General features: G+C 58.7%; 10 protein-coding genes and 1 pseudogene. 8 read left to right on the top strand and 3 right to left on the bottom strand.

What is annotated here, in order from left to right; translation table 11 throughout:
* The first annotated feature begins 35 nt into the window (after window positions 1–35).
* The 5 genes from fdhD to GURA_RS17220 all read left to right on the top strand — a co-directional run bounded on the left by fdhD (window position 36) and on the right by GURA_RS17220 (window position 4,997).
* Window positions 36–1,487, top strand: coding sequence for a formate dehydrogenase accessory sulfurtransferase FdhD (gene fdhD, locus GURA_RS17240; RefSeq protein WP_011940202.1), 1,452 nt, complete (start codon window positions 36–38; stop codon window positions 1,485–1,487).
* 434 nt (window positions 1,488–1,921) lie between these two features.
* Window positions 1,922–2,092 carry a twin-arginine translocase TatA/TatE family subunit gene (locus GURA_RS17235; RefSeq protein WP_011940201.1) on the top strand — a complete coding sequence of 57 codons (171 nt, stop codon included), beginning with the start codon at window positions 1,922–1,924 and terminating at the stop codon, window positions 2,090–2,092.
* 142 nt (window positions 2,093–2,234) lie between these two features.
* Entirely contained in the window at window positions 2,235–2,813 is a 579-nt protein-coding gene (locus GURA_RS17230) for a Uma2 family endonuclease (RefSeq protein WP_011940200.1), read from the top strand.
* A 118-nt stretch (window positions 2,814–2,931) separates the two neighbouring features.
* Window positions 2,932–4,218: a putative DNA modification/repair radical SAM protein gene (locus GURA_RS17225; protein ID WP_011940199.1), complete on the top strand. Its 1,287-nt coding sequence runs from the start codon at window positions 2,932–2,934 to the stop codon at window positions 4,216–4,218.
* Window positions 4,215–4,997, top strand: coding sequence for a TIGR03915 family putative DNA repair protein (locus tag GURA_RS17220; RefSeq protein WP_011940198.1), 783 nt, complete (start codon window positions 4,215–4,217; stop codon window positions 4,995–4,997). Before GURA_RS17225 ends, GURA_RS17220 begins: the two co-directional genes overlap by 4 nt.
* A 313-nt stretch (window positions 4,998–5,310) precedes the next feature.
* Here GURA_RS17220 and GURA_RS17215 read toward each other — a convergent pair.
* Window positions 5,311–5,682 (bottom strand): annotated as a pseudogene (locus GURA_RS17215) (methyl-accepting chemotaxis protein); the annotation flags it as partial.
* Between the two features lie 137 nt (window positions 5,683–5,819).
* Here GURA_RS17215 and GURA_RS17210 point away from each other — a divergent pair.
* The 3 genes from GURA_RS17210 to GURA_RS23015 all read left to right on the top strand — a co-directional run bounded on the left by GURA_RS17210 (window position 5,820) and on the right by GURA_RS23015 (window position 8,980).
* On the top strand, window positions 5,820–6,074 hold the full coding sequence (locus GURA_RS17210) for an AbrB/MazE/SpoVT family DNA-binding domain-containing protein (RefSeq protein ID WP_011940197.1): 255 nt from the start codon (window positions 5,820–5,822) through the stop codon (window positions 6,072–6,074).
* Window positions 6,062–6,391: a type II toxin-antitoxin system PemK/MazF family toxin gene (locus tag GURA_RS17205; protein ID WP_011940196.1), complete on the top strand. Its 330-nt coding sequence runs from the start codon at window positions 6,062–6,064 to the stop codon at window positions 6,389–6,391. Before GURA_RS17210 ends, GURA_RS17205 begins: the two co-directional genes overlap by 13 nt.
* A 261-nt stretch (window positions 6,392–6,652) precedes the next feature.
* Window positions 6,653–8,980, top strand: coding sequence for a PAS domain S-box protein (locus tag GURA_RS23015; protein WP_011940195.1), 2,328 nt, complete (start codon window positions 6,653–6,655; stop codon window positions 8,978–8,980).
* Window positions 8,981–9,049: 69 nt separating this feature from the next.
* Here GURA_RS23015 and GURA_RS17195 read toward each other — a convergent pair whose 3' ends face one another.
* The gene (locus GURA_RS17195; RefSeq protein WP_011940194.1) at window positions 9,050–11,125 is read right to left on the bottom strand and encodes a cache domain-containing protein; all 2,076 of its coding nucleotides are present in this window, start codon (window positions 11,123–11,125) and stop codon (window positions 9,050–9,052) included.
* A gap of 12 nt (window positions 11,126–11,137) precedes the next feature.
* The gene (locus tag GURA_RS17190; RefSeq protein ID WP_011940193.1) at window positions 11,138–12,523 is read right to left on the bottom strand and encodes a sigma-54-dependent transcriptional regulator; all 1,386 of its coding nucleotides are present in this window, start codon (window positions 12,521–12,523) and stop codon (window positions 11,138–11,140) included.
* Between the last annotated feature and the right edge of the window lie 344 nt (window positions 12,524–12,867).

The following is a 12,867-nucleotide window of genomic DNA, read 5'->3' as shown; positions in this document are numbered from 1 at the left end:
TGCGGAAGATTGGTGCTAATCAGAAAGGTTTTGAAATGAAGACAATCTATACATACACAAACGGCCGTTTCGAACCGAAACAGGGGACGATTGTCCGCGAATTTCCGCTGGTGCTCCACGTCAACGGCCGGGAGATCGCCACCCTCATCGCTTCCCCCCATGACCTCCGCTTCCTCGTCGCCGGCTTCCTGCGGCTGCAGGGGTTCGTCGATTCCGTCGACGACTTCCACATGCTTTCGGTCTGCGAGGACTTCGGCATTGCCAATGTGCGGATCAAGGGGGAACTGCCGGAGCGGTTGAAGCCGGTTTTGACCAGCGGTTGCGGGACGGGAATTACCTTTACCATGCCGGTTGCAGCAAAGTTGTGCGGCAACATTGGGGCAGCGTCGCCCGTTGATCCTGCCGCCGTCTTTGCCCTCATGGATGCGCTGGCCAGGGAAGCGGACAATTACCGGAGCCACGGCGGCATTCACTCCGCCGCGGTCGGCGAACCGGACGGCACCATCCTCCTCTACGCCGAGGACCTGGGGCGGCACAACACCCTCGACCGGATTGCCGGCGAGGCGCTGCTCAAGAGGGTAGACCTGAACGGCAAGATGCTCGTCACCTCCGGCCGTATCTCGACTGAGATGGCTGCCAAGGCGGCGCAGCTGGGGATCGCCCTCATCGCCTCGCGCACCTCGCCGACCGACATGGCGGTCAAGATGTGCGCGGATGCCGGCATCACCCTCGTCGGTTATCTGCGCGGCAATAAGTTCAACGTCTATGCGCACCAGGAGCGGTTGGCGGTTCCGGCAACAGCAGGGGCGACTCTCAGACCCGCACGGACCGTACCATCATCCCCCATTGCAGGAGTCACCGGCGTGATACTCGCCGGCGGCGCCTCCAGCCGGATGGGGAGCAACAAGGCGCTCCTGCCCTACAAGGGTGGGCGGTTCATCGAATCCATCTACCGGCAGTTGAAGGAGATCTTCCCGGAGGTGATCGTCGTCACCAATGCGCCGGAGCAGTATGCGTTCCTTCCGTGCAAAAAGGTTCCGGATATCTTTCCCGGCATGGGCGCCCTGGCCGGTATCCATGCGGGACTCACCCACAGCGGGACCCCGGCCATTTTTGCAGTTGCCTGCGACATGCCCTATCTCAACAGCGACCTGATACGGCATCTTGCCGCGCGGGCCGACGAGGGTGGGGTGCTCATCCCGGAAAGCCCGCTCGGGCTTGAGCCGCTCCACGCCTTTTACGGACGGGGCTGCCTTGCCGCCATCGAGGTGACCCTACTGCATGGCGAAAGACGGATCGTCTCGTTTTTCGACAGGACGAATGTCAAAAAGATCCGTCAGGATGAAATCGCCCGCTTCGATCCCGCCTTTGACTCTTTCCGCAACATCAACACCCCGGCGGACTACTTCAGCCTGCGGGACGGGGAAAAAAGGGGCGGCGGGCCGCTTTCCGAGCCAGGGCAAGAGCTTGGCCGGGCGATAAATTAGCCAAGAAAAAGCGTTTTAGCCACGAATTTTCACGAATCTGCACGAATATACAAGAAGCTCTTGTGATGCCGAGCACTCACCTGCTCGGTAACTACTCAAGACTTAACAAGGAGGCAAAAACATTCGTGTTTATTCGTGTCTTGGCTAAGTGCTGTTTTTGGGGATTAGTGGTTGGTTGACAGTAAACGTAAACCTGAAAAATCAGTCAGCTTCAAAAGTGTCCGGTTAAGTTTTTGCATCCGCACTTCCCCCCTCACCCTAGCCCTCTCCCACAAGGGGCGAGGGGACTTTGAAGCTCCCCTCCCTTGATGGGAGGGGGTGGGGGAGGGTGTAATGTGCTGGTTTTTATGGCTTGGAGAGTCATTGCATAGTTCAAACCGGACAATACTGGATTAACCTGAGATTTTTGGTTAAAGGACAAAAGGAGAAGACAGATGTTTGGATTCGGCATGCCGGAAATGATCATAATATTGGTGCTGGCGCTGGTCGTGGTCGGCCCGGCAAAACTGCCGCAGCTTGGCCAGGCGCTGGGAAGCGGTATCAGAAATTTTAAGAAAGCCAGCAGCGGCGACGATGTGGCAAAGCTGGACAAGGAGCCGCAGTAGTCGAACGGCTGTGATACTTCTGCACGAAGAGGCCCGTCGCATCCAGTGGCGGGCCTCTTTGCGCCGCATTCTTTTTGCTGGAAAATCAAGCCTGTTTCTGTATACTTGCGACAAGATATCATCCGGCAAGAAGGAGCGCGCGATGGGACCTTTGGCGTTGAATGCGAATGAGCGGTACACCTACGGCGAGTACAAAAAGTGGAATGACGGGAAATCCTGGGAGCTGATCGACGGAGTTCCTTACAGCATGACACCGGCGCCTTCAAGAAAACACCAGAAGATAGCCGGAGAGCTGTTCCGCCAGTTCGCCAATTACCTGACCGATAAGCCCTGCGAAGTTTACGCCGCTCACTTCGACGTGCGCCTGCCGGAAGCCGACGAAGCGGATGACGACGTTGCGACGGTTGTCCAGCCGGATATCGCCGTCATCTGCGACCAGAGCAAACTGGATGATGCAGGCTGCAAGGGGAGCCCGGACCTGATTGTAGAGGTACTTTCGCCGGCAACATCCCGTAAGGACCTGAAGGACAAGTTTCTGCGCTATGAACGGGCCGGGGTGAGGGAATACTGGTTAGCCGACCCGACTGCAAAAACCGTGATGGTCTTTACCATCGGCGCAGACGGCCGCTATGGCAGGCCTGGAATCTATGCCGAAGAGGATACGATTCGTGTTGGTATCTTTGAGGATTTGACAGTAGACCTTCCGGCCGTATTCAGGTAACCGGCGCAAAGCAGTTCGTCAACCTACCCTTGTCGCTTCCCCGATAAGGAATGCTGCATACCGATTAATTTAGAGAATGTGACGTATCCTGTCGCACTCCTGTGGCATTCTCCGTACCATGAACGATCTCCCCTTAGCTCAGCGCCTGGAAATCCTTGCCGACAGCGCTAAATACGACGTCTCCTGCTCCTCCAGCGGCAGCAGCCGCAAGGGTGTGCCGGGCGGGCTTGGTAGCGCCGCGTCCAGCGGCATCTGCCACACCTGGACCGCCGACGGCCGCTGCATCTCGCTCTTCAAGATCCTCCTCACCAACGCCTGCATCTACGACTGCGCCTACTGCATCAACCGTCGCAGCAACGACATCCCCCGTGCCGCACTGACTCCCGACGAGGTGGTGCGCCTGACCGCGGATTTCTACCGACGCAACTACATCGAAGGTCTGTTTCTCAGCACCGGCGTGGTGCGCTCGCCTGACCACACCATGGAGCAGTTGATCGCCGTGGCCCGCAGGCTCAGGGAAGAGGAACGCTTCAACGGGTACATCCACCTGAAGGTGGTGCCGGGGGCCGATCCGCTGCTGGTTGAGGAAGTAGGGCTGTATGCGGACCGGGTGAGCGTCAACATCGAGCTGCCGTCCCGCCAAAGCCTGTACCTCCTGGCCCTCGACAAGCCCCGCGACGCGGTTATTAAACCGATGCGCCAGCTCTCCGGGCTGATCGAGTCTGCCAGGGAGGAACGCAGCAAATCGCGCAAGGCGCCGCAGTTCGCCCCGGCCGGGCAGAGTACCCAGTTGATCGTGGGGGCCACGCCGGAGAGCGACCGGGAGATCATCACCCTGAGCGAGGGCCTCTACCAGCGCCTGGGGATGAAGCGGGTCTACTACTCCGCCTTCATTCCCGTGGCAAGCGACAACCGCCTCCCCGCCCTGGCAGGCCCGCCACTTTTGCGGGAGCACCGCCTCTACCAGGCCGACTGGCTGCTCCGCTTTTATGGCTTCAGCGCCCACGAACTCCTGGACGAGTGCCGCCCCAACCTGGACCAGCGCTTCGATCCCAAGACCTGCTGGGCCATGCGCCACCTGCACCTCTTCCCGGTGGAGGTGAACCGGGCCGATTACGAGGTGCTGTTGCGGGTGCCGGGTATCGGCGTCCGCTCGGCCCAAAGGATCGTCCAGGCCAGGCGTCATACCCGTCTGGGCGAGGCGGAACTGAAGCGGCTCGGGGTGGTGCTGAAGCGGGCGCGCTGGTTTCTCACCGCAGGCGGGCGGAGCCTTGCGGGAAAGACGCTGGACGAGGCGCGGCTGGCGGAGGTGCTCCTGGCGCCGAACCGGCAGAAGGCGCGGCAGGCCCAACTGGAGCTGTTTCCCTCTTTGGTGGACAGCTCGGCAATGACGGGGGAGTTGTGACGATCATCCGCTATGACGGGAGTTTCGAGGGATTCCTCTGCGCGACGGCCCTGACCATCGACGATGCTGAACCGGCGGGGTTCTTCCGGGGAGAGGGGGGTGACGGCGGCCTGTTCGACCAGGTCGTGGCGGTGGCGTCAGACCGGGATGTCGCCCTGGCCTTCTTTGAGCGTATCGTCCGCGAGGTCTCGCGGGATGCCTTTGCCACTGCGCGCCATGCCTTTCACAGCGAGGCCAGTGGCGTGGAGCTTCTTCTGTGGCGCTATCTCCGGCTCGGCTTCCGGGTGGGACGGCGGCTGGAAGGGATGAAGGCCGATCCGCTGGTCCAGCCGGTGCAGCAACTGGCGCGGCGGGTAGAGCGGGAGGTGCACCGTTTTCTCGGTTTCGTCCGCTTCCGGGAGGTCGAGTGGTCCGGGAGCGCCTCGTTATTCTATGCCCCGATCGAACCGGAAACCGACGTCCTGCCGTTCCTGGCCCCCCACTTTGCAGACCGTCTGGCTGACCGCCCCTGGGTGATCCACGATCTGCGCCGCGGCCAGGCTCTGTTCTGCGAAGGGGGGCGGGTCAAGCTCCTGCGTGGCGTCGAGCTGGCCGGTGTGCCCAGAAGCACGAAGGAGGAAGATGTCTGCGCCGCCCTGTGGCAAGGCTATTTCAAGCGTCTCGCCATCGAAGCGCGGCGCAATCCCGACCTCCAGCGGCAGCTTGTGCCGCTTCGCCACCGGAAGCACCTGACGGAGTTCGGGGATTCTTCTCCCGGCGCTGTCACCAATGAACCTTAAAAAGCGTAACTTTTCAGCATGTTATGTTTTGACGTCGGAGGATAGGCATCCTGCCTGTCTTCAGGCGATGTTTCATCAGCCTGAAAAAGTTTGAACTGAACACATATTCAAGCGATAAACCTGCTTGAAACCAGCGTTGTCCGGTTTGGTTTGTGCATCAAGGTTGTTAAGCCCCATTAGGGGCGTTCGAATGTAGCCGGGGGATTCATCCCCCGGATGAGATGCTATATTTCCCCACGTCACGTACGTGACGTGATGATATTTCGCCTGGATGACCGGGGAATGAATTCCCCGGCTACCAGTATTCTGTCCCTACGGGACGTAAGCAAAAACCAAACCGGACAACGCTGGCTTGAAACGTTTCTACCTGATGCACCCCCTGTTCCATAACCGCAACAGCGCCTTTTGTCTCGTTCTGGATGGCTTTTATCATTCCGCCGATCTCTTTTGTTGCCCGTGTGGTGCGCTCTGCAAGCGCTCTGACTTCATCGGCAACAACCGCAAAACCTCTCCTCTGTTCACCCGCGCGGGCTGCTTCAATGGCAGCATTCAAAGCAAGCAGGTTGGTCTGGTCAGCGATGTCTTCGATAGTGCCGATGATGGCGCCGATCTGGTCGCTACGTGCTCCCAGACTTCCAACCGTTTTTGCTGATTCTTGTACCCTGTCAGCTATCTGGCTCATTAACGGACCGAATGGCCGAACTTTAAGAAAATACTGACCGCGGAGCATGGAGAAGGGATTAAAGAATATCTTGACGCCTTTTACGTTAGTAATTACAATGTATGCACTCAAGCAATCATTACCTTTGGAGGAAATCAAATATGAGGACAAACATAATACGCATAGGAAATTCCCAAGGTATAAGGATTCCTAAAGTTCTCCTTGAACAGAGTCATCTTGGAACGGAGGTGGAACTTGTGGTGGAAGATGAAAAAATAGTCATCCGCTCTGCGTCTCACCCCCGTCAAGGGTGGGGGGAAAAATTTCGGCTCATGGCTGAGAGCGGCGACGATAAGATGATTGACGTGGATTTGAGCGGAGAAACAGACTGGGATAAGGATGAATGGGAATGGTAATCAAACGATTCGATGTTTATCTGGTCAACTTGGACCCGACTGTCGGCAGTGAGATCCGCAAAGCCCGGCCGCGTATCGTCATTTCGCCCGATGAGATGAACCGGTATATTGCTACCGTTATCGTAGCGCCAATGACGACCAAAGGCAGGGATTATCCTACAAGAGTGCAGTGCACTTTCAAGGGCAAGGGTGGGCAAGTGGTCCTTGACCAAATCAGAACGATAGACAAATCGCGGCTTATTCAAAAGCTCGGGAGAATCGATCAACAGACGCAAGAAGAGGTTTTGTCGATTCTTGCTGAAATGTTTGCGCCGTGAGAGGGCGAACCAGCGAGTCTAGCGAACAAGGCCGTAGATGTCCAGGATAGGGCAGTGGCCGCGTCCAGGATATTTGTGCCCCGCACTTGCCCCACCCACCACTGATGGTAATATTAATATATTTTAAATGGCCATCCGGTCCGTAACCGCCTTACGAAGCACACTGTTTTGGATAATTAATGCATCACCGAGACTGATGACAGCATTCACATTACAAGTTTTCGCCATTACACAATCTGCAACAGAGCAGTGGAGAACCACATGTCCACACCCGACCTTGATAAGGAAAAGGCACGCCAGGAACAGGAATTGAGAATCCAGCGGCAAATAGCCTTTGCCTCCGGACTTTTCCAGGGCGATGTCACGGTACGCACCCTTCTGGAGTCGCTCGCCGAAGGGATTGTCATCATCGACAACTCCGGGACCGTTCTGCTGGTCAATGCCCGCGCCGAGCAGATGTTCGGTTATCCGACGAAGGAGCTCATCGGGAAGCCCCACTCCATTCTCATTCCTGAACGCTTCCGTAAAGCCCATGAAGAGCATGAGGCGCATTTCTTCGCAGAGCCCAGGATCAGGCCGATGGGGCAGCTCCTTGACCTTGCCGGCCGCCGCCGGGACGGAAGCGAGTTCCCTGTGGAAATCAGCCTGAGCTTTATCGAAACCATAAACGGCGTTCTCGTTCTGGCCTTCGTCAGCGACATGACCTTCCGCAAGCAGTACGAGTCGCGTCTTCAGGATAGCGAGGAGCTGTTTCGCATACAGGTGGAATGCGTGAAGGACTACGCTATTTTCATGCTCGACGCACAGGGAAATGTCCTGAATTGGAATGTGGGTGCCGAACGCTTGAAGGGTTATGGGGAAAAAGAGATTATCGGCAGACATTTTTCCTGTTTTTATCCCGAAGAGGAGCGCGATGCGGGCAAGCCCGCAGAAGAACTGAAAAAAGCAGCAGACGAGGGGCGGGTTGAAGGCGAGGGGTGGCTGATCCGCAAGGATGGGAGCCGGTTCTGGGCCGATGTGATAATTACCGCGCTGCGCGATGAAAACGGGAACCTGCGGGGCTTCTCAAAAGTGACGCGCGACATCAGCGGGCGAAAAATGGTGGAAGATGCCCTGCGCTTCAGCGAAGCACGCTATCGGGCCTTGTTTCGAGACAACCCGACCATGATCGTTACCCTCGATACCGAGTGGACGATGCTCTCGGTCAATCCATCTTGCGCAAGTCAACTGGGCTACACGATAGACGAACTGGAAGGTCAGTCGGTGCTGAAGCTGTTCCATGAAGACGATCGCCCTGCCGTGGCCGAGCAGCTGCATGCGTGCTTGCGGAACCCCGATCAGGTGCATCGCTGGCAGTTTCGCAAGATCCGCAAAGACGGGGAGGTGCTGTGGGTGGAGGAAATAGCGCAGGCGGTGCACGACCTGAACGGCACGCTCAACGTCCTGGTCGTGTGTCAGGATGTCACCGAGCGCAAGCGGGTGGAGGAAGCGCTCATCAGATCGGAGCAGAAGTTCTCCCTGGCCTTCCAGGCCACTCCGACCGTCCTCGTCATCGCCTCCCTTGAAGACGGGAGGTACATGGAGGTCAACGAGGCATTCGAACGGGTAATGGGCTATCGGCGCGACGAGGTGATCGGCCGTTCTTCGCTGGAGCTCCACATCTGGCAGAAGCCGGAAGACCGGGCCATGGTGCTCCGGATGCTTGCGGCAGGAAAGAAGGTGCGCGAACTGGAGATCGGCTTCAGGAGCAAACCGGGCACCTTTATCGTCGGCCTCTATTCGGCGGAAATCATCGAGATCGGCACGCAACGATGTCTCCTGAGCCTGGTGAACGATATCACCGCCCGAAAACGGGCCGAGGAGGAGGTCGAAATCCTGAACACCAATTTGGCAGCGCGGGCTTTCGAGCTGGAAACGGCCAACAGGGAACTGGAGGCTTTCAGCTATTCCGTCTCCCACGACCTGCGCAAGCCTCTGACGGTCATCAACGGCTACTGCCAGATCATTCAGGAGTCGTGCGGCAACAACCTGAACGCCCAGTGCCAGGGCTATCTGCAGGAGATCAATGACGGGACCCTGAGCATGAACCAGCTCATCGATGCCCTGCTCAATTTCTCCCGCCTGGCCCATATCGAGCCGCGCCGGGAAACGATTGATCTCTCCGCCATGGCACATGAGGTGGCTGAGGAGCTGAAACTGGTCGAGCCGGGGCGCCGGGTCACGTTCCTGATCACCGACGGCGTTAGTGCCGACGGGGATGCGGGTTTGCTCCGGGTGGTCCTGGATAACCTCCTCGGCAACGCCTGGAAATACACCGGCACGCGGGATGAAGGGATCATCGAGTTCGGTACGACAAAAGTCGATGGAAAGCCTGCCTGTTTCGTCCGCGACAACGGAGCCGGATTCGACATGGCGGATGCGGACAAGCTCTTTGCCCCTTTCCAGCGGCTTCCCGGCACCGATGAATTCAGGGGACACGGCATCGGTCTCGCCACGGTGGAGCGGATCATCCAACGCCACGGCGGCCGGGTGTGGGCCAAGGGGGAGCCGGGCAAGGGGGCGACCTTTTACTTCACCCTTTCAACATGAATCAAATCATCGGAGGAAGGCAGATATGCTCAGATATGCGGACGATATGGTTGAGGGGAAATAGCGGTTTCATCGCCCCTGCATCAGGGGGAGGGTGACCCGGAACGCGCTCCCCTTTCCCTGCTCGCTGGTCACCTCGATCTTGCCGCCGTGGCTCTTCACGATCCCGTAGGAGACCGACAGTCCCAGACCGGTGCCGCTCGGCCGGGTGGTGAAGAACGGGTTGAATATCTGCTCCAGGTTTTCCGGCGGGATGCCGATCCCCGTGTCCTCGACCGAAATTTCTACGAAATCTCGGTCGGGTTCGATGTTCGACGTTCGACGTTCGACGCTGGAACCTGGTTCGACGTTTTCCCGTAAACCTCCAACCTCGAACCCCGAACCTCGAACCAACTTGGTGGCGACGCAAAGCGTCCCCCCCTCGGGCATGGCATGGATGGCGTTGAGGATGAGGTTGGTGAATACCTGCCGCAGCTGGTCCGGGTCCCCCTCGATGTCGGCGAGGTCGGGGGCGAAGCATTTCCTGAAGGTGATACCTTCCAGCGGCACCTGGTGACCCGCCTGGGTCAGGATCTCGTCCAGCATCCGATTGACGTCCGCCTTCCCCGGGTGCTTGCGCTCCCGGCGCGCAAACCGGAGGAGATTGGCGACGATCTTCTCCACGCGCCACACCTGCTGCGCGATGATATCCACCTCTTCGCGGCTCGGATCTTCAGGATGGATGTCCATCTGCAGGATTTCCGAGTTTCCCCGGATGATTGCCATGGGGTTGTTTATCTCATGGGCTACGCCGGCGGCCAGCTCACCGATCGCGGCGAGCTTCTCGGCCCGCACGAGCTCTTCCCTTGCCTTGATGAGGAGGAGGTTCTTCTCTTCCAGCTCCGCCGTCCTCTCCCGCACCTTCCGCTCCAGTTCGCGGTTCAGCTCCCTGATCTCCTCCTCTCGCTGGATGAGATTCCTGGTCATGTTGTTGAATTCGCCCGCCAGGTCGCCGATCTCGTCTCCGGTCGTCACGGCGATCTCCACCCCCCGCTCGCCGGTGGAGAAGCGCCTCGCCAGCATCTGCAGCTCGCGGATGGGGTGTGCCAGCCGCCTGCCGATGAAGCCGGAGACGGCGAGGCCTATCAGGGAGCCCAGGAGCAGCACCCCCCCGAAGATCAGGTTCACCTTCTTCTTGATCCCCGAGTAGGGCTTTTCCAGCATCCCCACATAGAGGGAGCCGACGACGGCGCCGTTCAGGTCCAGGATCGGCTCGTAGGCGGAAAAGTACCAGTCCTTGACCACGAAGGCCCTGTCCACCCACTTCTCCCTGTTGACGACGACGCGGTTGTAGACCTCCTCGGAGAGCCTGGTCCCTATGGCCCTTCGTCCATTCATGGTCTGCACGTTTGTGGTTATGCGGAGGTCGTCCAGGAAGATGGTCGCGGTTCCCACGTCCTCCCCGTTGAACTGGACCCCCTCGTAGACGATCCTCTTTATCTTGTCCACCAGCACGTTGTTGCCGTTCAGGAGAGTCCCCCCATAGAGGACGCCGACGATGCGCCCCGCTGCGTCTCTCACGGGTGCCGAGGCGACCAGCAGCATGCCGGCGTGTTCGGCCTCCTTGCCGGCGGGTCTCGCCCGGGGGGTCGGCACCACCTTGATGGTTGCCTGCCGGGCCAACTCCTCCCCTTCCTTCGTCAGCTCCCCGGGGGGCATGACCTCTGTGCCGGCAAGCACCTCGCCCCTGAGTGCCCGCGCCACCAACTGGTCCGCGATGCGGCTGTCGCCGAAGACCGCCGGGTTCCTGGCCCGGAAGAGGACGCGCCCGTTGAGTCCCACGGCCGTAAGGATATCCAGTTGCTCGTTTTCGCGCTGAGCGGAGAGAAAAGGGGCGATGGCCCGGCGGTCGCTTCGTGAGATTGCCAGCGATGCAGAGGGGGTGTTGGCCGTAAATCTCACCACGTCGCGGATGTGGGCGATCTCGTTGAGATAGATCTCTCGGGCGGAGTTGAGATCGATCCTCACCTTGTCCTGGGCCTGCCTGACGATGCCGGAATTGATGATGTAGACGCCTGCCAGGGAGCAGACGAGTATGGCGACGAAGAGCGGCACCAGTGCGCCGATCGTCAGCTTGGTCCTTATGGAGAAACGTAGCGGAGGCATTCATGCTCCTGGTCAGTCGTCGTCGGACGTGTCGCAGGGGAGTTCAATGGCGTATTCGGCAATCTTGCGGCTCAGGGTCTTGCGGGTGATGCCGAGGACTTCGGCCGCGCGGGTTCTGTGGAACCCGCTCTTCCCCAGTATTTTCATGATGTGGGCCCGTTCGGCGCTCTCCAGCGAGGTGGCTTCGGTTTCGGAATGGGGCGCCGGGGCGTCTGCGGAGTTTCTCACGGGGAAGAGCTCCGCCGTGAGCCGTTCCCCCCTTGCCAGGATGACGGCCCGCTCGATGACGTTTTCCAGCTCCCTGACGTTCCCGGGCCAGTCGTATCCGGCAAGGAGGCGGAGGGCATCGCCGGTTATGCCGCTTACCCGTTTTCGCGTGCGCCGTGCATACTTGGCCAGGAAATGCTCCGCGAGCGGTACTATGTCTTCCTTCCTTTCCCTCAAGGGGGGGAGGTTGATGCTGATGACGTGCAGACGGTAGTAGAGGTCCTCGCGGAAACGTCCGGCCTTCACTTCCCTTTCCAGGTCCTTGTTGGTGGCGGCCACGAAGCGGACATCGACCGATTTCGGCCTTGTCGAGCCTACAGCCAGAAATTCCCTCTCCTGTATGACCCGCAGCAGCTTGGCCTGGAGAGACGGACTTATGTCGCCGATCTCATCCAGAAAAAGGGTCCCTTCGCTGGACTCTTCCAGGAGCCCTTTCTGGCTGGTAACGGCGCCGGTGAAGGCGCCGCGCACGTGGCCGAACAGCTGGCTTTCCAGCAGGGTGTCGGAGAGGGCGGCACAGTTGACGGAAAGGAAGCGGCATGACCTGCGCGGGCTGTTGTGGTGTATGGCCCGGGCGATGAGTTCCTTGCCGGTTCCCGATTCCCCGCGAATGACGATGTTCGCGTCGCTTCCCGCCACCTGGAGGGTCAGCTCGAAGGCATCGCGAAACTTTTCGCTGGCAAAGACTATCTCTCCCGGTGATGACTGCCTGCAAAGCTCCTCTTTGAGCCCCCTGTTCTCGCTCAACAGAAATTCCCGCTCCAGGGCCTTCACCATCACCCCGAGAATCTTTTCCTTGGGAAAGGGCTTGGTGATGTAGTCGTACGCCCCGAGCTTGATCGCTTCCACCGCCGAATCGATGGTGCCGTAGCCTGTCATGATCACCACCGGCAGCGATGGCCGCAGTTTCCGCACCCGTTTCAGGACCTCGATGCCGTCCAGCTCCGGCATGCGGATGTCCTGGAGGAGGATGTCCGGGGCGCCGTTTTCTTCACGCTCCAGCCGCTCCAGGAGTGCTCCCCCGCCAGCAAAGGTCTCGACGGTGAAGCCGTGGGAATGGAGTATCTTCCTCAGGTAGCGGCGCATCTCCTCTTCGTCGTCGCAGATGTATACCTTTCCTCCCTGCACCACTGTTTCCACCTCTCCCGTTTCCTGGATACTACGGGTAATAATGACCCGGCGAGCGGAAAAAAGTACCCGCTCCTCTCTGCGTCAGCTCCTCCTCAATTCTTCCGCCAGGATTCTTCTCAGACGCAAAATCAAGGGGTTGAGTTTGATAAACCGATGTTTTGAAATATGGAACGTTTGTTGCTTTATGCTAAAACATTATCAAATCATAGCGAAATTAAAAGAGAATTTAAACATAAATTTTAAACATTGTTATTTTCTGGAAACCTTCGAACCGCAAAGACGCGAAGAAAACCGGAATCGAAAGGGTTTGCCCCCTGGAAGGATTAGCGCTTTCCTTGCGTCTT

It is taken from the genome of Geotalea uraniireducens Rf4 (genome assembly GCF_000016745.1).
GTDB classification, from domain to species: Bacteria; Desulfobacterota; Desulfuromonadia; order Geobacterales; family Geobacteraceae; genus Geotalea; species Geotalea uraniireducens.
This window is presented reverse-complemented; position numbering and strand designations above follow the sequence as displayed.